21 protein-coding genes are annotated in these 20,649 nt (G+C 49.4%); 10 read left to right on the top strand and 11 right to left on the bottom strand.

The genetic code is table 11. The features are described 5' to 3' along the window. Window positions 1-182: 182 nt before the first annotated feature. Window positions 183-1,430: a phosphoglycerate dehydrogenase gene (serA, locus tag ACJJIE_RS15400; protein WP_282930886.1), complete on the bottom strand. Its 1,248-nt coding sequence runs from the start codon at window positions 1,428-1,430 to the stop codon at window positions 183-185. Between the two features lie 150 nt (window positions 1,431-1,580). Between serA and ACJJIE_RS15395 the strand changes: the two genes are divergently transcribed. The 7 genes from ACJJIE_RS15395 to ACJJIE_RS15365 all read left to right on the top strand — a co-directional run bounded on the left by ACJJIE_RS15395 (window position 1,581) and on the right by ACJJIE_RS15365 (window position 6,721). Next, window positions 1,581-2,243, top strand: a complete 663-nt coding sequence (locus ACJJIE_RS15395) for a fumarylacetoacetate hydrolase family protein (protein WP_282930887.1) — start codon at window positions 1,581-1,583, stop codon at window positions 2,241-2,243. Window positions 2,244-2,327: 84 nt separating this feature from the next. Continuing rightward, entirely contained in the window at window positions 2,328-3,836 is a 1,509-nt protein-coding gene (locus tag ACJJIE_RS15390; RefSeq protein WP_282930888.1) for an aldehyde dehydrogenase, read from the top strand. Window positions 3,837-4,105: 269 nt separating this feature from the next. Then, window positions 4,106-4,504 carry a hypothetical protein gene (locus ACJJIE_RS15385; protein WP_413663646.1) on the top strand — a complete coding sequence of 133 codons (399 nt, stop codon included), beginning with the start codon at window positions 4,106-4,108 and terminating at the stop codon, window positions 4,502-4,504. 96 nt (window positions 4,505-4,600) lie between these two features. Further along, complete coding sequence (locus ACJJIE_RS15380; protein ID WP_444892257.1) at window positions 4,601-4,912, top strand: putative signal transducing protein; 312 nt, start codon at window positions 4,601-4,603, stop codon at window positions 4,910-4,912. Continuing rightward, complete coding sequence (locus ACJJIE_RS15375; protein ID WP_282930891.1) at window positions 4,854-5,345, top strand: VOC family protein; 492 nt, start codon at window positions 4,854-4,856, stop codon at window positions 5,343-5,345. The genes ACJJIE_RS15380 and ACJJIE_RS15375 overlap by 59 nt, the downstream gene beginning before the upstream one ends. Window positions 5,346-5,486: 141 nt before the next feature. Beyond that, window positions 5,487-5,873 (top strand): SpoIIAA family protein, encoded by a 387-nt coding sequence (locus ACJJIE_RS15370; protein WP_413663643.1) that lies wholly within the window; start codon window positions 5,487-5,489, stop codon window positions 5,871-5,873. A gap of 89 nt (window positions 5,874-5,962) precedes the next feature. Next, complete coding sequence (locus ACJJIE_RS15365; protein WP_444892256.1) at window positions 5,963-6,721, top strand: TerC family protein; 759 nt, start codon at window positions 5,963-5,965, stop codon at window positions 6,719-6,721. Window positions 6,722-6,783: 62 nt separating this feature from the next. Here ACJJIE_RS15365 and ACJJIE_RS15360 read toward each other — a convergent pair whose 3' ends face one another. From ACJJIE_RS15360 to ACJJIE_RS15320, 9 genes are all read right to left on the bottom strand, one after another. Continuing rightward, on the bottom strand, window positions 6,784-7,236 hold the full coding sequence (locus ACJJIE_RS15360; RefSeq protein WP_282930894.1) for a phosphate-starvation-inducible PsiE family protein: 453 nt from the start codon (window positions 7,234-7,236) through the stop codon (window positions 6,784-6,786). 55 nt (window positions 7,237-7,291) lie between these two features. Further along, a complete protein-coding gene (locus tag ACJJIE_RS15355) occupies window positions 7,292-7,888 on the bottom strand; it encodes a lipase family alpha/beta hydrolase (RefSeq protein WP_444892255.1) in 597 nt (198 codons plus the stop codon). 213 nt (window positions 7,889-8,101) lie between these two features. Then, a complete protein-coding gene (locus ACJJIE_RS15350) occupies window positions 8,102-9,031 on the bottom strand; it encodes an alpha/beta hydrolase (RefSeq protein ID WP_282930896.1) in 930 nt (309 codons plus the stop codon). 100 nt (window positions 9,032-9,131) lie between these two features. Continuing rightward, entirely contained in the window at window positions 9,132-9,959 is an 828-nt protein-coding gene (locus ACJJIE_RS15345; RefSeq protein ID WP_282930897.1) for a DUF5694 domain-containing protein, read from the bottom strand. Window positions 9,960-10,219: 260 nt separating this feature from the next. Then, on the bottom strand, window positions 10,220-10,681 hold the full coding sequence (locus tag ACJJIE_RS15340; protein ID WP_282930898.1) for a YccF domain-containing protein: 462 nt from the start codon (window positions 10,679-10,681) through the stop codon (window positions 10,220-10,222). Window positions 10,682-10,895: 214 nt separating this feature from the next. Further along, window positions 10,896-11,420 carry a nuclear transport factor 2 family protein gene (locus ACJJIE_RS15335; protein ID WP_444892254.1) on the bottom strand — a complete coding sequence of 175 codons (525 nt, stop codon included), beginning with the start codon at window positions 11,418-11,420 and terminating at the stop codon, window positions 10,896-10,898. 507 nt (window positions 11,421-11,927) lie between these two features. After that, on the bottom strand, window positions 11,928-12,158 hold the full coding sequence (locus ACJJIE_RS15330) for a hexameric tyrosine-coordinated heme protein (protein WP_108734816.1): 231 nt from the start codon (window positions 12,156-12,158) through the stop codon (window positions 11,928-11,930). 88 nt (window positions 12,159-12,246) lie between these two features. Then, on the bottom strand, window positions 12,247-12,624 hold the full coding sequence (locus tag ACJJIE_RS15325; protein ID WP_282930901.1) for a PH domain-containing protein: 378 nt from the start codon (window positions 12,622-12,624) through the stop codon (window positions 12,247-12,249). A gap of 231 nt (window positions 12,625-12,855) precedes the next feature. Continuing rightward, window positions 12,856-13,782, bottom strand: coding sequence for a LysR family transcriptional regulator (locus ACJJIE_RS15320; protein ID WP_444892253.1), 927 nt, complete (start codon window positions 13,780-13,782; stop codon window positions 12,856-12,858). A gap of 160 nt (window positions 13,783-13,942) precedes the next feature. Here ACJJIE_RS15320 and ACJJIE_RS15315 point away from each other — a divergent pair, with 160 nt between their 5' ends. The 3 genes from ACJJIE_RS15315 to ACJJIE_RS15305 all read left to right on the top strand — a co-directional run bounded on the left by ACJJIE_RS15315 (window position 13,943) and on the right by ACJJIE_RS15305 (window position 17,710). Further along, a complete protein-coding gene (locus ACJJIE_RS15315; protein WP_444892252.1) occupies window positions 13,943-15,388 on the top strand; it encodes an NAD-dependent succinate-semialdehyde dehydrogenase in 1,446 nt (481 codons plus the stop codon). Between the two features lie 126 nt (window positions 15,389-15,514). Then, on the top strand, window positions 15,515-16,828 hold the full coding sequence (gene aptA / locus ACJJIE_RS15310; RefSeq protein ID WP_282930904.1) for an omega-aminotransferase AptA: 1,314 nt from the start codon (window positions 15,515-15,517) through the stop codon (window positions 16,826-16,828). Between the two features lie 297 nt (window positions 16,829-17,125). Continuing rightward, window positions 17,126-17,710 carry an HdeD family acid-resistance protein gene (locus ACJJIE_RS15305; RefSeq protein WP_444892251.1) on the top strand — a complete coding sequence of 195 codons (585 nt, stop codon included), beginning with the start codon at window positions 17,126-17,128 and terminating at the stop codon, window positions 17,708-17,710. A 96-nt stretch (window positions 17,711-17,806) separates the two neighbouring features. Here the strand turns inward: ACJJIE_RS15305 and ACJJIE_RS15300 are convergent, their stop codons facing one another. Beyond that, a complete protein-coding gene (locus tag ACJJIE_RS15300) occupies window positions 17,807-20,545 on the bottom strand; it encodes a M1 family metallopeptidase (RefSeq protein ID WP_444892250.1) in 2,739 nt (912 codons plus the stop codon). Window positions 20,546-20,649 lie beyond the last annotated feature (104 nt).

Raw genomic sequence — 20,649 nt, 5'->3', positions numbered from 1 at the left:
TAACTCTGGCTTTGGTTCAGGGGTGGCACGTGGATGTGGTCACCTGGGCCTGAAGCAAAAGAATAGGTCTGGCCATTGTAGAAGCGGTGGCCGGGGGGGATCAATCTTTTTTACCGCGAGGAAGGCTCCGATTGGCGTGTCATTGGCGGGTATTTGTGGGTACCCGCCAACGACCGAAAGGCTTAGAAAAGCACGCGGCAGCGCAGGGTGCCGGGGATACTCTTCAATTTTTCCAGTGCCAGATCAGAATACTCTGCGTCCACATCGATCACTACATAGCCCACTGTCTCATTGGTTTGCAGGAACTGTGCGGAGATATTGATGGCATTTTCTGAGAATACCTGGTTGATGGCGCTCAGCACACCGGGCACATTCTTGTGAATATGCAGCAGGCGGTGGGTATCCAGGTGACCGGGCAGTGCAACTTCCGGGAAGTTCACAGAACTGGTGGTGGTGCCGTTGTCGGAGTAGTGAGCGAGTTTCTCCGATACTTCTGTACCGATATTCTCCTGGGCCTCCACAGTGGAGCCACCTACGTGAGGGGTCAGCAGCGCCTTATCGATTCCGCGTAGGGGAGAGACGAATTCGTCGCTGTTGCCACGGGGCTCAACCGGGAAGACATCGATCGCCGCACCGGCCAGGTGATTGCTCTTGAGTGCTTCTGCCAAGGCATCAATATCTACCACAGTGCCGCGAGAGGCGTTGAGGAGAATACTGCCGGGCTTCATCTGCGCTATCTGCTCGGCGCCCATCATCATTTTGGTGGAAGGCAACTCTGGTACATGCAGGGAGACCACATCGGATTCCGCCAACAATTCCGGAAGTGAGTTTACTTGGGTGGCATTGCCCAGCGGCAACTTGGTAATCACATCGTAGAATCTGACTCGCATCCCGATAGCTTCGGCCATAACAGAAACCTGGGAGCCGATAGCACCGTAGCCGATAATGCCCAGGGTTTTGCCACGGGCCTCGTATGAGCCCACCGCTGACTTCTGCCAGCCGCCGCGATGACACACTGCGTTTTTCTCTGGAATACCGCGCAGCATGAAAATAGTTTCGGCAATAATCAGCTCGGCAACGCTGCGAGTGTTGGAGTAGGGCGCATTAAATACCGCGATACCCAGTTCCGTCGCCGCCTGTAAATCCACCTGATTGGTGCCGATGCAAAAACAGCCTACGGCTACCAGTTTGGACGCATGTTCCAATACTTTGCGGGTTAACTGGGTACGCGAGCGAATACCGATAAAGTGCGCATCGGCAATTTTCTCGATCAATTGATCTTCAGGCAGGGAGGTCTTGAGGTACTCCACATTGGTGTAGCCTCGGGAGCTGAGTAAGTCGACGGCGGACTGGTGTACGCCTTCCAGCAACAGGATGCGGATTTTATCTTTTTGCAGGGACTTCTTTTGATCGGAACTGTGCGCAGCCATAAACTATCTCTTCACTGAGTGCGAATAACAGGTGCAAAGTGCTTAGATCACTTCTTCGGGGGTGCCGCAATTTTGGCGAAGGCGCGATCATAGCACATGCAGCCTCCAAGGCTTTATTCGAAATTTCTATCCTAACTATCTTGTTTATCTATGTACCAACATCAATTTACCTGTGGCAGTGAAGTACCGTTTGGTTTGGGGAAGGTTGTCTGTGTGGGGCGCAATTACGCAGACCACGCGGCGGAGTTAAATAATCCGGTGCCAGAAGAACCCCTGCTATTTATCAAGCCGGCAACAGCAGCGGTACCTATGGCAGACACCATCCATTTACCAGCGGGGCGCGGCAGTTGTCACTTTGAAGGTGAGCTTGCCCTGTTGATTGGCAAGCGCTTGAGTAATGCCAACGTGGCAGAAGTCCCTGGGGCCATTGCTGGCTTGGGCCTCTCCCTGGATTTAACTTTGCGCGACCTCCAAACGAAGCTGAAAAAAGCGGGACATCCTTGGGAAAAGGCCAAGGGGTTCGATAAGTCATGCCCTCTTTCTCCCTTTGTGAAACTCGATTGGTTGCCGGACTGGGACAAGCTCAGTTATTCCCTATGGCTGAACGGTGAACTGCGCCAGCAGGGTAAAACCGAAAATATGCTGACACCAATTCTTGATCTGGTGGCCTATGTCAGCAGTTACTTTACGCTCGAACCCGGTGATGTGGTTTTGACGGGCACACCGGCGGGAGTGGGCGAATTACACCACGGCGATAATCTGGCGATGCAGTTGGAAGATGATTGGCTGCGTGTGGAAACGCAGGTGGCCTAGTTTAGAATGACTTCAGCCCTTTGATTTGTGATCACATTTTCGATATAACCGGGAAAACTATCTCCAAATTAAATGAGGTGTGTCATGTCAGCGAAAAATAATGTCCCCCAAAACCTGCAGGAATGGCAGGCTCTGGCGGCCTCACTGAAAATCGAGGGCCGTGCCTTTATCAATGGCAGCTATGTCGATGCCCTCTCCGGTGAAACTCGCGCCACTTTTAATCCCGCAAATGGTGAAGAGCTGGCGCAAGTTGCCAGCTGCGGTCCAAGTGACGCGGATTTGGTGGTAAAGGTGGCTCGGGAAACCTTCGAGTCTGGTGTTTGGTCGAAAATGCCGCCAATGCAGCGCAAAAAAATTATGGTGCGCTTTGCAGAGCTGATTGAAGAGAGTCTGGTGGAAATTGCCCTGCTCGAGAGCCTCGATGCGGGTAAGCCGATTGGCGATACCATGGCCGTGGATGTCCCTGGAGCGGCCACTACGATTCGCTGGAGCGGTGAAGCAATCGACAAGATTTACGATGAAGTGGCCCCAACCGGCCCCGGTGAGTTGGGCTTGGTTACCCGTATGCCCCTGGGGGTGGTGGCCGCCATTGTGCCCTGGAACTTCCCTTTATCCACCACCGCCTGGAAACTGGGGCCGGCCCTGGCCACCGGCAACAGCGTTATCCTGAAGCCCGCTTCTAACACACCGCTGACAGCGATTAAGCTGGCGGGCCTGGCTAAGGACGCGGGCCTGCCGGATGGCGTGTTAAATGTGCTACCGGGACCGGGAAGTAGCTTGGGCAAGGCCTTGGGTCTGCATATGGATATCGATTGCCTGACATTTACAGGCTCCACCGAAGTAGGCAAAACCCTGACCGAGTACTCAGGTCAGTCCAACCTCAAGCGTACTTTCCTTGAGCTCGGCGGTAAAAGCCCGAATATTGTATTTGCCGATGCAGATCTGGATAAGGCGGCAGAAGCAGCGGCCCTGGCCATTTTCTACAACCAGGGGGAGACCTGCACCGCCGGATCACGTCTGCTGGTTGAAAAATCTATTGCCGATGAATTTATTCAAAAAGTGGCTAAAGCGGCAGAGTGCTTTAAGCCCGGGCATCCTCAAAACCCAAATACCCGTATGGGTGCCCTGATCGATCGCAGCCAGTTTGATACGGTTGAATTTTACGTGGCCAAGGGCCTGGAGCAGGGTGCGCAATTGGTTTGCGGCGGCAAACCGGTAGATGAAGTAGCAGGCGGTTACTACTATGAGCCAACGGTATTTCGCGGTGTTACCGGCGACATGACGATCGCCCGTGAAGAAATCTTTGGCCCGGTGCTGTCTGTTATCGAGTTCGAGACAGAGGAAGAAGCACTCGCCATAGCCAATGACTCAATCTACGGCCTGGCGGCGGGTATCTGGACCAATAACCTGGGTCGTGCCCACCGTATGGCCCGGGATATATACGCCGGCTCTGTTTGGGTAAATAACTATTTTGGCGGTGATATCACCGTACCGTTTGGTGGTTTTAAGCAGTCTGGAAATGGCCGCGATAAGTCGCTACATGCGCTGGATAAGTACTGTGAACTCAAGTCCACCTGGATTGATTTGAGTTAGCTTCTCAGATTTGAGGGCCGGACTCCCGGTCCTCATGCATTTTTCCCACTCACCCCGGAATTGCCACTAGATATACAGGGCTCCGGTGTAGTCAGTGTTTATCTCCCTCTACCTCCATACCAGCTGCTGGATCGACGCGCAGTGGATTTTCTGGCGTGAATTATCTAGTCAGCTATACCTAACTTATTGCCCTGAGAAAAGTTTGGGGCGACATTTTCAGGATATGAGTATTCCAGTTCACGAGTTTTATAGCGTGTAGGGGTGCTGATTTGAACAAAACTACCGTTCTATTTGTGGCTTTAAGTGCCATTGGTGCGACCTATGCCCATGCTGAAAAAGCGCCAATTTTTGGCGAAATAGCAGGGCTTGTTAGCGCAGAAAAAATTTATACGAGTATGTCTCACAATAACAATCTCAAGCAGAGGCAAAGAGAGTGGATCAGGCTATTTGTCAATCGTGGTGATCAAGTCAGAAAAGGGCAGAAAATTGCTGAGCATCGCAATAGAAAAGGAAAAGTTGTCCTTGAATATATTGCCAATCGCTCAGGCAGAATTCTATTGAACAGCCGTTCAGCAGTTGACTCCGTAGAGTCTATTCTGGAGATCATTACGGTTGGAGAAGAGAAATACTGTGAATATGAAAATTGTGGTTTGATCGGTGTACGCTGAGAATTTTCAGGAATTGCCTGCTTGGCAGAAGCAGGGTTTGTTTGCAGATTAATAGCTGTGTAATCTGGGGATTCCTGATATTTGTGCGGCCCAATTATGAAACTTATTTATACCCATGAAAACCGTTTGTTGGTTGAGTTGGTAAAGAGTCGACTTGAAGTTGCGGGAATAAAAACACAATTAAAAAATGAATATGCCCAGGGGGCTACTGGTGAATTATCCCCCAACCAGGTTTGGCCAGAATTATGGTTAGAGCGTGACCGCGATTTGGAGCGAGCCCGACAGGTCCTGGCTGAGGCTGAGGTGGATTCGAATAGCTGGTTCTGCCAGGCATGTGGGGAAGATAACGGTGCAGCTTTTGATTACTGCTGGCAATGTGGAGAACCCAAGCCAGCAGGAGCTGACTAAAGCGGAGTTTTGTGGGTCGCATATCACAATGCAAGTACTTCTCAACATTGATGTCGATGACTTAAACCGGGCGATCAATTTTTATCGAGATGCATTTGGCCTCTACGAAGGTCGCCGTCTGGGAACGGATATGATTGAGATGCTCGGTGGCACTGTGCCTATATTTCTACAGCAAAGGGATTCGGGGATCTGGCCGATAAACAGTAAAAAAAATATAGGTAGCTATGATCGGCACTGGACGCCGGTAAATATGGATATTGTTGTAGAGGATTTGCTTCTGGCAATAGAGCAGGTGGTCGATGCTGGTGGACAGATACAGGGTGAAATCCAGCAAAAAGAATGGGGAGTTAAGTCTTCATTAACTGACCCCTTTGGAAATGAGTTCTGTCTGGTACAGTTTGATGGCAGTGGTTCTGATACTATCAGCTTGTAAGAGAGTAGCTATTCAAATACTTAAACCTATCGCCTTTCAATTAATATGATCTTTTTATCTTAACTCATTAATTCATGGCTTTTTCGATGATTAAAGTATGGATTATGTAGTGATAATTGGTAAGAGATTTACAGGTGTTTTATGACTGTTACGTCCCATGGTGTGTCTATCGGTTTGGAACAGAAATCCGATTATATTTTCCTTACTGTGAAGGCCCGTGGTAAGTTGACCCATGATGATTACGAAACCATGGTACCAATGTTGACCGCAGCAATAGAAAAAGTTGAGCACCCAAAGATAAACGTATTTATGGATGCTCGAGAATTGGAGGGGTGGGAGCCTCGGGCGGCTTGGGATGATTTTAAGTTGGGTATTGAATACGGCCGGGAGTTTAACCGGGTTGCCGTACTTTCAGATAAACGCTGGCTAAAAGTCGCCGGAAAAGTAGGTAGCTGGTTTATTGGTGGTGAATATCGAACATTTGAATCAGAAACTGAGGCGAAAGCTTGGCTGGAGGAAGATACCTAGATTTTGAAGTGATAAAGCCAGAATAGAAAAATAAAGTATTTGTCCATTAAAGGCTTATTAAATAATAAATTATATAAGGATTAGACCGTATGTTTGAGTGGATAGCCAGCCCTGAGGCCTGGATAGCATTGGCCACGTTGGCGGCGCTGGAGATAGTGCTGGGCATCGATAATATTATCTTTATCTCCATTTTGGTTGGACGGTTGCCTCCAAAACAGAGAGAGCCCGCGCGCTTTATTGGTCTTACCCTGGCAATGGTGACCCGGTTGGCTCTGCTTTTCTCTATTGTGTGGATTATGGGCTTAGTCGAGCCACTATTTAGCATCTATGGCATGGAAATTTCAGGGCGTGATATTATTTTGGTTGGCGGAGGACTGTTCCTAATCGCTAAAGCTACCCATGAAATTCACAATAGTCTCGAGGGTGAAGAGGAGAGTGCATCCTCGCTCGGCAGTGCGGGATTTTGGATGGTGCTACTACAAATTGCACTATTGGATATTGTCTTTTCCTTGGATTCTGTAATTACCGCTGTCGGACTGGTCGACGAGATCTCAATCATGGCAATAGCGATTATTCTGGCGGTAATCGTTATGTTGGTAGCGGCTAAACCAATCGGGGATTTTGTTGATCGTCATCCTACCGTGAAAATGCTGGCACTATCCTTCTTAATTATGGTGGGCTTAACTCTGGTGGTTGAAGGGTTTGATGTCCATGTACCTAAGGGATATATCTACTTTGCCATGGCGTTTTCAATGGCTGTGGAGTTCCTCAATTTGCGTATGCGCAGCAAGAAAGTCCGTAAGACCCCACCGGTAAGGTTACATCACGCTCTACGTGAAGATAGTTAATATAGTGAGAGGGTGGAGGTGTTCCTCCACCCCGGATTACTGTCTGGTTTGCAATAGTACCCTTAGTTACTATTTTTAAGCTTCAATATTAAGTAAGTAAGGCCCAGCGCGAGAGTGGCAGTAGATAATCCCAAAAGTTCGCCAGCATTGACCTTATCCAGATCTAAAATAATAAATTTTCGGGATAAAGCCAAAATAGCAATAAGTACGACAACTTTGGTTTGAATAATACTTTGTTGACGTGTAACTACATATTGAAGTGTATGGCTAAATTCCAGTGCAATCAGTAAAGTAATAATCTCGCCAAATATCGTTTGAAATACTTTATGGTCCAGAGGGTCCTGCATTCCCACCAGCAGCATATTGTATACTGAATATCCCAGGCGACTGATCGCGACTATTACGATTACAACAATAATAAAAGTCAAAATTAAGGCAATCAGACTTTCAAATTTTCGATAGTAGTTGTGAATTGCCTTATCTGTAATCGAAGTTTTTTCTTCTGGGCTGTCCATGCCTTACTTCTCGCTAAACTCATAAAATTAAAGCTAGTTTCTGTCAGTGAGCTTCTTAATCCAATCCTGATTTAATTTCCCGTTTTAGTAATGAAATTACCTTGCTACTTAGCGGCATCATTCGATGTAGTATCACTGGAACTTCGTAGGATGTTCCCAAGCCCAGGATAGCACTACTATGGGGCATAATGGTTATGTCATAGGGTGTCCAGATTGAAGCCGGCTCGGTAACCTCCAATTTTTGAATGCCCAAATTCAACGCGCGTAAAAAATCACTGCCGATCCGCAATTGTTTCCCACCTTTGTAAGGAAGAAAGTTTGCCCAGTAACTACCATGGTGGGGAGAGGAAATTGATATAAATTTATGCACCCGCTCCAAACCATTAAGGGCTTGTAAATAATACCGAGCGATTATCCCTCCCATGCTGAATCCCACCAGGGTACAGGTAGTTTCTTTATCTACGATGTGCTCCAATTTTGCGAGAAGCTGGGACGAAAGGTGTTCCATACCATGCCAGCCGGAGTTATAGCGTAGGTGGATATAGTGTACGTCATAATTTTCGGCAGCTAATTCGTGCTGCATTCTAAGCAAGGAGGTTCCTCGATCAAAAATTCCAGGTATTAAAAGAACAGTTCGGCTTTTACGTTTCATTCTTGTCGCAGGAGAAGTAATGCGTTAGGAAAAGCTTCAATCGCAATAGTTATTTGTCTGCCAAAAACTATTGGGAGCTTGATAGAGAAGTGTAGTTGCAGAACTATTGTTGGATGCCACAAAGTAGCAAAGTAGTCTTAAGGGATAAGTTGGATTGCCGGCAACTATGTCTTTTATTTATATAGACGCCGGCATCTGAAATAAAAAAGTAATTCAAGCGTCTGTTTGAGGGTTTCCAAATAGGAATATTAATATTTCACCGAGTCTAGAATTCCATGATTTCTCATCATGGGCATGACCCTCAAATACTTGGGTTTGCCAATTTGAAGAGGAATACCCTTTCCGGCGCATGATTTTATCCACAGCCCGTTGCAGAGGCGGGTAATAAGCATCCAGGGTTTCTGTACCATGGTCAAAATAAAATCGGTGATTTCCAGGCTTAGGTAAATTTGCCTCTAGATAGTCGCGAATAGCCTCAGCTATTGGTAGTTTGTCGTTAGGGTTAATCCCTGGCCAATGGGTGGATATAGCTGCAGCCGTAGAGAACACTTCGGGGTACTCTGTGACCGCATAGAGTGATATCAATCCTCCCATACTCGCGCCGGCAATAAAGGTGTCGCTGGGATCACCACTCACAGCGTAATGACTATCAATATAGGGTTTAACTTTGGTCACCAAAAATTGTAAGTAAAGATCTCCACGCAATTCGGCTTGGCTAAATGGATGTTGGACCTGTGAAGCTTCTTTAGGCAAAAAACTCCGAGCTTTCTGGGGGAAGTAGTCACCGTGGCGAAGTGTCTCAATGTTATCGATAGCGACAACTATGAAGGGACGTACCTTTTTTTCTGCTATTAACCGAGAGGCGACTTCATCCATGCCCCACTCCTGGCCATTCCAGGTGGTTTTACTGTCGAACAGCATCTGTCCATCGTGCATGTAAAGGACTGCATAGGGTTTTTGTGTGGGATATTGATCAGGCAGCCATACACGAATAGGGCGTTCAGCAAGCCCTTCCAGTGTCAGGGAGGGCAGTGTTTCAAGCTTTCCTGCCGATACTTGTACTTCTTTAGGGGGTTCTTCAGCTGTACACGGTGGTATTAGACTGAAAAGAATACCGAATAATAAGGTCTTATAGATATCCATAGCGCCCTGCCTTTGGGGTGTAGATAAAGTTCTACTCTATCTATAAAACCAGTGGCAGGGCTCCTCCCCCTAAGGGGCTGACTTTGGTGTTGAGACTTCTTTAGAAATAACTGCGGACATCCCAAGTTTCACGTTTATCATCCAATTCGAGCATCGGTCTCATTATAGAGCTATGCCCCTGTCCACCAAGAACGAAAACTTTGGTACCCGGTTGGGCGACGGCCTGGATATTGGCATACATACGGAAGTTTCTGGACCACCATTTGGAGGATAGATCGGCCCCAATAAAGTTATCACCTTGGCCAACATCATTGAGCATTATATAGGAGCCTACGTTTATTTTATCTTCAGTGGGGTCATTGTGCTTATCCAGAATTTCCTCCAATGACAGTGAGGCATGCATCTCATTAAATCGAATGCCCCAAGCCTTCAAAAATTCATCAGTTATTTTTTTTCGCTCGGGCGAATTACTTTCTAGATAGGATAAAAGTTCGCCATAGGGGAGATCTTGGCTAGCATCATAGCAGATGACTTTAGGCAGGCCGGACTTCTTGGCTACTCTGAATCCCAGCTGTTCGCTTTCTCCTCTATTTAGCTTGTGCTCACCCTTGACATATTTGGCAAAGCGCTGATTAATTTTACTTTCGTCATTGGTGTGGCATTCCAGAAGAACATGTGTTGGCGAGTCGGCGGCAATCCGTGAGGATAGGTCCTCCAAATACCTTTGACTTTCTTCGGTATAAACATCAATAACTTGTGTTTTCACTACATCTTTACTGGGTTTGCTGAAGTGGCTAAAGTGAAAGCTACCAAAAAGCATAACTTGTGCGGGTTCTGTACTTTCTACTGGCTCTGCATAGGCACTTAGACCAACAAGTCCCAAAGAAAGCATAATTGAGCCAGTGATTTGTCTTGTTAGGTTTTTCATTTAATATCCTTATTTTATTATTTAGCTTCTATAGTTTGGCTAAGTACTACACGAAATGAATAAGTTTGAATTTGACAGCGATAAAACAGCTTAAAATTGAATGCTTTAAATTGGTAATGCCTGCTTATAACAAGATAGATAAAGTGATTTTTCTGATCTGAAAAATTTTTTATTAATTTATTGCGGTGGGACTTGAGAACTCAGGGCTATTTTAGTAATAGCCCCAAGTTGGTACGGTATCATTGTTAATGTATGTTTACTTAAGTACCACTTCTTAATCTGGTCACTTCAACATCTGCATTACGCATTTTAGCTGAATGGGCTACTTCCTTGCTGACAATAGTCTTTCCTATCGGAGAGAGTGAAATTGCCGCAAGCTTAAGGTGCTGCAAACCAAAAGGTATACCAATAATGGTAATAAAACAGGCAATAGCATGCAGAAGGTGGCCAATAGCAAGCCAGATACCAGCCAATAGGAACCAGATAATATTTCCGACTAGACCAAAGCCACTTGTCCCAATATCACCGCGCAGGGTGAGTTCTTCTCGGGAAATTGCCTCCTTACCGAAAGGGAAAAAGGAAAATTTGCCGATTACAAAGCAGGCTCTTCCCCAGGGAATACCAATAATACTGATAAAGGCAATCAGCGAGCAAAACCACCAGCAGAGTCCCATAATGACACCGCCAAGGATAAACCAGAGGAAATTTCCAAGTGTTCGCATAACTACCCCTACCAATTCGGTAAAATATATTAGTGAAAACGGTAATCTACTGATGTTACCGCAAATCCTAATCGCTATATCATTTATTTAAATTACAGTAGTTAGACGCAAGTCCTCACGTTTTAGATTCAGTTATGGATACTTTCCTCAGTCCGAGCGTGACCATTTGGTCAGCCTGAGCGTTGGCTTGGATTTTGTCCTTTGGGTATAAAATTTACGGTATCAGCTCATTTGCCGGAGCATTACTATTTAGCAAGCGATGACATTGACTACTTCCTGTTACTGGTAGACCTAACTGCAATATACCCAATTGATCCAAGACAGTCGCTTGGTCCCAGTAAATATGCTCAGAGCTGATTTTTCTATTGGAGAAGCTAATAATTCCCACATGGGGGACTGATAGCTTCTTCCCTGTTGCTTCGATACCAGGTGCGAACCAATCCATACGAATAGAATGGGTAAAGTGAAGAATAAACTCATCCACTAAGCTGTCTTTGCCCACGGTGCGGGAAAGAAGCTGTAAATTTATATCCGCTGGCATTTGAGGAATAAATATATCCCTATAAAATTTTCGTAAGGGCTCTTTTCCCGTTGCGCCGGTATTAACCGGTACATGAATTAATACGGGATTTTCGGTCATGGTAGCAATTGCGGCGTCGGCATCTTTTAGGTCGAATTCGGCCTCGGTATGGGTTTCCCAAAGTTGAATTAAGTACTTTTCATCGTCATTGTATTCCATCTCATTCACCTTCCCATTTGAGGCGCAATATTACTGATCGTTGAGTTAATCTATCTTGTGCCAAAGACAGTATCGCAATGTTTATAAATATCAATAAGGTCGAGATCGTCAACGGTGAATATGACGATCTTGCAGCTACCTATAGTGATGGCTAATTTTTAGTACAGAATCAGAGTGTTTGTAGTACTAAAAGACTATAAATTATTGAGGAGGAGATGAAGGGAAGTTGTTTGAATGTTTGCAGATCTAGGGAGCCTCTGAATAACTCCGTGATACCTCTGGCTTGCAGAGCGGTTCACAATCAAGGCGCGGCTTCGCAGGAATGTCTAGACCTTTCAAGAAGTCGCAACGCGGAGTGTGAATCGCTCTGCGAGCCCCGAAGGGCGGGCCTTGAAGGCTACAGCTGCTGCGTTGCAGCCTTCAAGGCCCGCAGAGGCATTACGGAGTTATTCAGAGGCTCCCTCGAATGCGTTACCCGTTCTACAAAGATAACGCATTCTTAACCCTTTAGCCGCGCCAGTAATTATTGGCTGCTGCAACGGTTTGGAAGTTAATGGCAACAACCTGAGAGGAGGCGATCAGGCTGTCTGCATTTTCCTCATAGGCGGACCTCAGCTTACCCCGTACTTCATCTGAAGGCTGGGTGTATTTTACTCCCATCCTGGATAGTTTCATTGCAAGTTCAAAGCCTTGTTGTGCATTTTCAGTAATTAGGCTTTCTAACCAGATTTGCGACATGGACATCCCTCTCTACTATCGGGTTGATTGATAAAGTTGTGGGGGCTGCTGGGCCCCAGTTATTTTGTATATTTACTAAGGGTTGATATCAGTCCAATATGTATTGGCTGATATATTTGTTGAACTGAATAAGATCGAAAGAGCCTCTTATTTCGAACCTTACCTTACCGATCTCGCTTAAATAAACTTCTATTTCACAGTCCAGATCAAAAGTGCCAGCGGTCTCAACAGAAAATGCTTGTATCTTGCTGAAAGGCAAAGAGGTGTAGTCTACTTTTGAACCGGTGATACCCTGAACATTGGCGGCAATAATGCGTTTGTTGGTGAAAACTACCTGATCGCGAATAGTTTTAAAACCTGCAAAAATAAACTCCCCCTCGATCAGGAACTTATTAAAGTCATCCCTGGATTCAGAGATATCTATAGGCTTGAGTTTAAATACTGGTGAGTTTTTAAAATCTATCACGGGTTATCCCTGTAATTCTATTGGAGGAGGAGATTACCACTGTGGCGCATTAAGTTACAGATGATTTACTTTTTGCTTGTGTTTTTATGTTTAAATTTATTTAATTATTATGACAATTTCCACAATAGAGGATCGATCATAAGTAGTTGGTAATTTTTGAAATGGTTATCTCTCTATTTACTGGATTCTTGGCTCGATTATTTCAGTATCACCAGGGATAAATAGCAGTAGCTATATCTGTCTATTGATTTGCAAGGCTTCCAAAAAAAGCTGCACAGCGGGATGAGTTGTTGCACTTTTCTTGAAGGTGACAGCATTTTGTATTTGGTAGTGAAACTTCTCCGGCAGCAGGGGGTGCAGGGTTCCTTCCCCGACATATCTGCGGGCCAGGTATTCCGGTAGGAAACCCACAAAGCATCCAGAAAGTATCATCGCCAACCTGGCCGCCATATGGTTGGCTGTGGATCGCTTGGGAAACAATCGATACAGGTGCGCCGCACCAGAGAGAACAGTATGACTGGGCGCAGCTAACTCCTGCTGGGTGAGTAGCTCCTCATCAATAGCTGACACCTGGGCACAGGGGTGGCTGTTACTGCAATAGAGAATCGATTGGTGATAAAACAGGGGTTGGTACTCCAGCCCCGGTCGACGTGAATGCAGGGGGTTGATACCGATATCGGCGCGGCCTGCGAGGATTTCCAACTCGAGTTCCTGAGGGGCGGCCAGTTGTACTTCCAGGTGGAGTTGCGGGGCCTTCTCACGCAGTTGTGCAATAGTTCCGGGCAAGTTCAGTTGCGGTATTTCCAATACATCGTCGGGCATTACCAGGCGCAGGGTACCGGTGAGTTGGGATTGGATTGCATTGACCTGGCTTTTGAAGGTATCCAGGTGCCCATCGAGCTCCAAAATAGCCCGATACAAGGCCTCCCCCTCCGGGGTCAGTTTGAAGTCGGCCCTGCCTCGAGAGCGCAAGCACAACTGCATACCCAGCCGTGTCTCCAGGTCGGAGATATGCACACTGATCGTGGAGCGGCTGATATTCAGGGTGACTTCGGCAGGGGTGATGCCTCCGGCGTGGACAACCTCGCGGAAGACGCGCAGCAGGCGCAAATCCATATCGCTGAGGCGGCCTCCCAGGGCGTTTTTGGTTTTGCTCATAGCTGCACTTCCAGGTTGTTTCCGGCGCTGCGGGCTGCGGATTCGATTAAAGTTTGATAAATATAAACTTTAGTTGGAAAAATACTACTATTCTCCTCAGTCAGCTGCGGCCAGAATCGCCGCATACTACTAATAACATCTATTTACTAGGAATTTCCCTGTGAAACTTGCAAATTCGGACCTGTTGAAATTTCAGAACTATATAGCGGGCGAATGGCGTGACGCTGCCGCCACTGTAGATGTATGTGACCCGGCAAATGGCGAGTTGCTGGGCCGTGTGGCCGACGGTACCGCAGAGGATGCCGAGGCGGCGGTGGCGGCTGCCAGTGAAGCCTTTCCCGCTTGGAGCCGCCTTACAGCCGGTGAGAGAGCTGCGGTTCTCAAGCGCTGGTACCAGCTGATCGTGGATAACAGCGATGACCTGGCAATGATCCTTAGCCTGGAGCAGGGCAAGCCGGTAGCGGAAGCGAAAGGTGAGATTATCTACGGGGCTTCCTTTATTGAGTGGTTCGCGGAAGAGTGCCGCCGGGCCTACGGCCAGACAATCCCGACCCACAACCCGGCCATGCGCCTGAATACCATCCGCCAGCCGGTGGGTGTGGTGTCCTGTATTACCCCCTGGAACTTCCCCAATGCCATGATCACCCGCAAGGCGGGTCCGGCACTGGCGGCGGGCTGTACTGTGGTGATCAAACCGGCCCTGGAGACGCCACTATCTGCTCTGGCGCTGTGCCAATTGGCGGAAGAAGCGGGCCTGCCCAAGGGGACTATCAATGTAGTTACCGGCAGTGATTCCCCGGGAATTGGCAAGGTTCTGACCCAAGATCCCCGTGTGGCCAAATTCACCTTCACCGGCTCCACTGCTGTGGGCAAGCTGTTGATGTCCCAGTGCGCCAGCACCGTGAAAAAAATGTCCATGGAACTCGGCGGCAACGCGCCGTTTATCGTATTTGACGATGCGGACATGGATACCGCAGTCAGCGCCTGTATGGCGACCAAATTCCGCAATGCGGGCCAGGTGTGCGTGGCCACCAACCGTATTTACGTGCACGAATCCGTGCACGATGAGTTTGTGGAAAAGCTGCGCGAGCAGGTTGCCGCCCTGAAGATCGGTCACGCTACCGATGAAGGGGTCAATATGGGCCCGATGATCTTCCGCAGGGCTGTGGACCGGGTTCAGGGGCTGGTACAGGACGCGGTTGCGGCCGGAGCAAAAATTGAAATTGGCGGTGAGCAGCTGGCCAATGGCGATAACTTTTTTGCGCCAACCATCCTCACTGGAGTTACCGATACCATGCGTATCGCCCAGGAGGAAATTTTTGGCCCTCTGGCGGCGGTACAGAAGTTCTCCGATGAGGAAGATGTGGTTCGCCGTGCCAATGAAACGCCCTACGGCTTGGCGGCGTACGTGATGAGTGAAAACATTCGCCGTGCCAATCGTGTGGTAGAGGCGCTCGACTACGGCATGATTGCCTGTAACACCGGGGTTTTCTCCACCACTGTGGCACCCTTCGGTGGTGTTAAAGAGTCCGGTATTGGCCGCGAGGGCGGTGTCGAGGGTATGGCCGAATTTTACGAGACCAAATATTGCTGTTTCGGGGCCTGAGTCCCGGTCTGAACACAACTGGCCTGCGCTTGTCCTAGGTGACAAGCGCCCGAACAGATTTTCGGGAGCCTGTGGCTCCCCTACTTAAGAGTTTGAAACTTCAGGGAACTTGCGGAGATTAATACTATGTCTGAGATGCAAACCGATGCTTTCTGGATGCCGTTTACCCCCAACCGCACCTTTAAGTCTGCACCGAGAATTGTAGAGCACGCCGAGGGGATTTATCTCACGGAGAAAGGCGGTCGCCAGGTTATTGATGCGACTGCGGGTTTGTGGTGCAGCAATGCGGGTCACTGCCGTTCTGAAATTGCAGAGGCAATTTACCAACAGGCAAAAACACTCGACTACAGCTCTATTTTTAATTTTGGTCACGAGTTGGGTTTTGAGTATTCCGAGCGTCTGGTAAAGCACACTCCCGATGGCCTGGACCATGTGTTCTTCGGTAATTCCGGTTCCGAGGCAGTTGAGAGCGCCCTGAAAATTGCCCTGCAATACCAGCGTGTACGCGGCAAGGGCACTCGCACTATGTTTATCGGCCGTGAGAAGGGTTATCACGGAGTAAACTTCGGCGGTATTTCTGTGGGCGGTATTCCTCCCAACTACCAGGGTTTTGGCCAGCCGGTGAAAGCCAACCATATGCGTCACACCCTGGATATCGAGCGCAATGCATTCAGTCGTGGCCTGCCGGAGCACGGTATTGAGTTGGCTGAAGACCTGGAGAGACTGGTAGCTTTCCACGGTGCCGACCAGATTGCCGCTGTGATTGTTGAGCCATTTGCCGGTGCCGGCGGTGTGGTATTGCCTCCCAAAGGCTACCTGCAACGCCTGCGGGAAATTTGTGATAAGCACGACCTGCTGCTGATTTTTGATGAAGTCATCTCCGGCTGGGGCCGTACCGGTTCTGCATTTGCCTCCACGGAGTTCGGTGTGACCCCGGATATGATCACCTCCGCGAAGGGGATTACCAATGCCACAGTGCCCTTGAGTGCGGTATTTGTCAGCGACGAAATTTATAAAACCGTGATGAATGCGGCTCCCGATGGTGCGGTGGAATTCTTCCACGGTTATACCTACTCAGCACATCCGGTTGCCTGTGCTGCGGGTATGGCGACTCTGGATATTTACGAGCGCGAAGGCCTGTTGACCCGCGCTGCCGGTGAAATTGGCCAGCACTGGGAAAATGCTTTGCACAGCCTGGCTGACCTGGACAATGTGATCGATGTGCGCAATTACGGTTTGGTCGGCGCTATTGAGCTGCGCGCGCCGCAGGATCTGAAAGGGAAATACGGAGCTAAAGTCTCTGGCATGGCCTGGGAAGCTGGAGTGATGGCCCGCGGTATTGGCGATGCCCTGTGTATGTCCCCACCGCTAATTATCGAGAAGCACGAGATCGATGCTGTTGTGGATAAACTGCGTGGTGTGATCGGCGCTCTGGCCTGATTATGCTACTGCGGCAGCCCGTTCGGGCTGCCGTTCTCTCGAACGTATTCTTCCCCATTCTCCTTTCATGACCCGCAGGGCAGTTTGCGTAACTTCCCTATTGTCGTTTAGAGCTACACTGAAAATAGTGGTCTGCGGCGCGGTCACAGTCTTTGCAGAGTCGACTGCCTGGCCGCGCTCGTAGGCTGCCTTAAGGAGTTATTCAGATGCTCCTTAAAAACCGCCGGGGAAAAATTCAATTCCCTGATGGTAAGGGACTCTTCAATATGGAAAGTTACTCAACCTGGGGACTTTTCTATGCCCGCTGACACTCCTCCCCTGGCGACCGGACCTATTTTGCAGGTGTTGTCTGCAAACTGGTGGCTACTCCTGCTGCGCGGTATTGTCGCGGTGATTTTCGGCGTGCTGACTTTTGTCTGGCCGGGATTGTCCCTGTTGACCCTGGTGCTGCTTTTTGGGGTTTACGCTTTCCTGGATGGTATTTTTTCCCTGGTTGCAGCGGTGATGGGGCGGCATAAGTCCACTCCACTGTGGTGGTTGATTATCTCGGGGCTGATAAGTTTAGCTGCGGGAATTGTGACTTTTATTTTTCCGCAGGTTACCGCTTTAGTGTTGGTCGTTTTTATCGGTGCCTGGGCCCTGGTGAGGGGTATCTTTGAGATTGTCGGTGCTGTTCGCCTGCGCAAGGAAATTGATAACGAGTGGCTTTTGATCGCTATTGGTGTTCTCTCGGTGATTTTCGGAGTTGCGATTTTAGTCAGCCCCGGGGCTGGTGCTCTGGCGTTACTCTGGGTAATCGGTGCCTATGCGATTATTTTGGGACTGCCATTGATCTGGTTATCTTTCCGACTGCGCAAGCACAATAAATCCGCTTCTTCATAACCGTTTAACTCAAATACGCTCAGTAATAAAAAAGGCCGGTATTGCTTAGTAATACCGGCCTTTTCGAATTGCTATTTAAATAACAACTTCTGTTTTTTATTGCTTAGCGGCGAGATTGACTGCCTTCGGCAATGCCCCCATTAACGCTTTGCCTTTTTTCTCCAGTGCCATACACAGCTGGATTCGCTCCTCGGCTTGGGCGAGGCTGCGCTGGTATCCGGGGGCTAAATCACCTTGCTGGGCAAAGAGTTGTTGCAGTTCGCCCAGGTGCTGTTTATCGCAGAAGGCAGCGGCAAGTGATGGGGTGCGGCGGCGGATCTGGGCCGGAATCTTATCTACTACCTTGTCAAAGTTCTGTTGCAGCCACTCCCAGTGCTGTTCCTGAACCCTGGGCTGGGCCAGGGCGTAATGGATCAGGCCAAATGATTCTCTCGGCCCCATTTCGTCGCTGAGCGCTAATGCTTGAATGGTTTCCACTTGCTTGGGATTGTTGCTGGTACCGATGGCATTGGCACTGGCATTTTCAAAGCGGGGATCATCCAGCTCGGCGCGGACTTTGATCAGGTGTGCGAGGAAATCCTCCCCCGCATCCTGTACTGCCACACTCAGGGCTGCCTGGTATAGGTCAGAGCTTAACGCCTTCGCATTCCGTTCCTGTTTAAAGCCGGTAAAGGCGGTTGCCATTTCCTGTAACTGCTTGCGTGAGTCAGGATCTTCTGCAACTTGCGCCATAAAGGTTAGCAGGTCGCTGTGCAGCATCTGCTGGTCGCTATCACTGATATTGGCGCTGCGATTTAGTATCGGCAGGTACAAGTTCTGGGCAAAATTCAGGAATGCAGAGCGCTGGGATTCACCCAGGTAGTTATCCCGGTACTTCTGCAGGTAGCGCAGTGGCATGGTGATCACCTGGCGCTTGTCCGCCACTGCGGATTTGCGCACTACTTCGAGGAGTGGTACTGCGGTGAGATTGCCGGCCTCGAAAGCTGAGAAGGCGCTGTCAATAATGGACAGCTGCTCAGTGGCAGAGAACTGGGCAAATTGTTTAATCAGTGCCTGCCACTGCGCCTTGGGAAGATTCCAGCGGTAGTAGCCGCTGCCCTGGGCATTGGGCATTACCCAATTTGGGCAGGCACCGCCGGTAATCTCCAGGGTTTCCCTTGGCTCAGTCAGGATCTGGCACTGCTGCACGCCGCTATCGGTACTGAAGCAGAAAGGGATGCTCCATTTATCGCTGGCGTCGGCGATAGGGGAGCCGAGTGGCTTGTAACGGCTCTGCTGAACCACTAGCGAGGCCTTGCCGTCGCTATTGCAGTCCATGGCGATATCCAGTTGTGGAACCCCTTTTTGCTCGACAAAGCTGCGGAAAGTCTCGGTCAGTTCCGGGGTGTTGGTTTCCTGGCCGATCACTTTGTAGAAGGGTGGTGAGTCGGCCACGCTGTCGGAGAAGGTTTCCAGGTAGCGCCCCAGTGCCGGGCGGAAGTTTTCCGCTCCGAAATAGGTGTCCACCATGTGGATAACGCCCAGGCTCTTCGAGTAAGTGATCGAATCGTAGGCGTTGCGAATATTGTTGTTGTCCGCGATGGGCTCACGAATGGCGCGGGTGCTGGCCAGGGAGTCCAGCTGCATGGCGCCGATCGCATAAGTCGCTGCGTTGAGGTCGTGCCCCTCTTCAGGTTCCATAATGGTGAGGGCCAGCGCCTCCCCCCAGGTAGCGAAACCTTCTTTCAGCCACAGGTCGTCCCACCAGGGAGGGGTGACCTGATTGCCAAACCACATATGGGCAATTTCGTGCGCATGAACTTCTACGAGAGCCAGGCGGGTGCCGGGAGCGGGGTTGTCGCCCACCAGGATACGCTGTTCGCGATAAGTAATTGCCGCAGACAACTCAGTAGCGCCACTGGGCCACTGGGGGGCGGCAATAATGTCCAGCTTCTTGAATGGGTAGGGGCGTTGCAGCTGGGTCTCGAAGGTCTCCACCATTTTGGGGGTGATATCGAGGATGTAGTTCATATCCTCACCGCGACCTTTACGGGCGAAGCCGCGCAGGGGTATGGGGTCTTTGCGGTACTTGCTCGGCGGTATGGCTGGGCGCTCAACTTGGTCAAATGGGCCAACTGATAGGGACAGTAAATAGGTGGACATCGGTGGTGTGGTGGCGAAAATGACTTTCTCCATGCCGTCACCTGCCGCTTCGCGCTTCAGCTCGGGCCCATTGCTAATCGCTGCGTAGCCTTCGGGTATTGTCAGGCTGACAGTAAAGGGGGCCTTCAGGCCTGGCTCGTCGAAGCCGGGTAAATACTTGCGGGCCTGGATCGATTCAGATTTTGCCAGGGCATAGGCATCGCCCTGTTCCTCGACCTTAAAAAGCCCGGCCAGGTTGCGATCAAATGCAGCACTGTAGTCGATGTGCAGTTTGAAACTGCCCGCATCGATCTTCTCCGCAAACTCTACTGCGGCAACACCACTGTCCAGTACTTCCCGGTATTCGGCCGGAATCTGGCGGCCGTCATCGAGCTGTGCGTAGACTTCGCCCACATCCAGGTTTTTGCCATGCAGCCAAATATGTCGGGCACCTTCCGCCAGCTGGATATCGATATCCACCTTGCCAGTGAAGGAGTCTTTGCGCGGGTCCAGCACCAGTTCCAGCTGGTAATCCAAGGGGGTGGTGCCCTCGGGCAGGCGCCCTTCGGGAGCCTTATCAAAATCGAGGCCTTTAGCCTCGACTTCCTGGGCAGTATTGGTTTTTGCTGGTTCCGATGCTTTTTCTGCGGGGTTACAACCTGCTACTGAGAGCAGGGCCGCAGTTAGCAGGGCGAGCGGGATGTTCTTTTTCATGGTAGGGGGAGCACTCAGCCAAAAGGCTGATTGTACCGCTTTGGAGAAAAATTACGCGATGCAAATAGTTGGGCTGAGGGGAAGGTGGGAGGAAACCCGGCAGT

This window comes from Microbulbifer maximicatervae (SeqCode) (assembly GCF_052467325.1).
Note: the sequence above shows the minus strand (reverse complement) of the source record. Positions and strands in the feature narration are given on the sequence as shown.

Bases quoted from the DNA above. Each gene is read 5' to 3' on its own strand.
- ACJJIE_RS15350 (WP_282930896.1), bottom strand. From the start codon at position 9,031: ATGGATATCTATAAGACCTTATTATTCGGTATTCTTTTCAGTCTAATA.
- ACJJIE_RS15345 (WP_282930897.1), bottom strand. From the start codon at position 9,959: ATGAAAAACCTAACAAGACAAATCACTGGCTCAATTATGCTTTCTTTG.
- ACJJIE_RS15390 (WP_282930888.1), top strand. From the start codon at position 2,328: ATGTCAGCGAAAAATAATGTCCCCCAAAACCTGCAGGAATGGCAGGCT.
- ACJJIE_RS15330 (WP_108734816.1), bottom strand. From the start codon at position 12,158: ATGTCGCAAATCTGGTTAGAAAGCCTAATTACTGAAAATGCACAACAA.
- ACJJIE_RS15395 (WP_282930887.1), top strand. From the start codon at position 1,581: ATGTACCAACATCAATTTACCTGTGGCAGTGAAGTACCGTTTGGTTTG.
- ACJJIE_RS15360 (WP_282930894.1), bottom strand. From the start codon at position 7,236: ATGGACAGCCCAGAAGAAAAAACTTCGATTACAGATAAGGCAATTCAC.
- ACJJIE_RS15380 (WP_444892257.1), top strand. From the start codon at position 4,601: ATGAAACTTATTTATACCCATGAAAACCGTTTGTTGGTTGAGTTGGTA.
- ACJJIE_RS15370 (WP_413663643.1), top strand. From the start codon at position 5,487: ATGACTGTTACGTCCCATGGTGTGTCTATCGGTTTGGAACAGAAATCC.
- ACJJIE_RS15365 (WP_444892256.1), top strand. From the start codon at position 5,963: ATGTTTGAGTGGATAGCCAGCCCTGAGGCCTGGATAGCATTGGCCACG.
- ACJJIE_RS15305 (WP_444892251.1), top strand. From the start codon at position 17,126: ATGCCCGCTGACACTCCTCCCCTGGCGACCGGACCTATTTTGCAGGTG.
- aptA (WP_282930904.1), top strand. From the start codon at position 15,515: ATGTCTGAGATGCAAACCGATGCTTTCTGGATGCCGTTTACCCCCAAC.
- ACJJIE_RS15320 (WP_444892253.1), bottom strand. From the start codon at position 13,782: ATGAGCAAAACCAAAAACGCCCTGGGAGGCCGCCTCAGCGATATGGAT.
- ACJJIE_RS15355 (WP_444892255.1), bottom strand. From the start codon at position 7,888: ATGAAACGTAAAAGCCGAACTGTTCTTTTAATACCTGGAATTTTTGAT.
- ACJJIE_RS15335 (WP_444892254.1), bottom strand. From the start codon at position 11,420: ATGGAATACAATGACGATGAAAAGTACTTAATTCAACTTTGGGAAACC.
- ACJJIE_RS15300 (WP_444892250.1), bottom strand. From the start codon at position 20,545: ATGAAAAAGAACATCCCGCTCGCCCTGCTAACTGCGGCCCTGCTCTCA.
- serA (WP_282930886.1), bottom strand. From the start codon at position 1,430: ATGGCTGCGCACAGTTCCGATCAAAAGAAGTCCCTGCAAAAAGATAAA.
- ACJJIE_RS15340 (WP_282930898.1), bottom strand. From the start codon at position 10,681: ATGCGAACACTTGGAAATTTCCTCTGGTTTATCCTTGGCGGTGTCATT.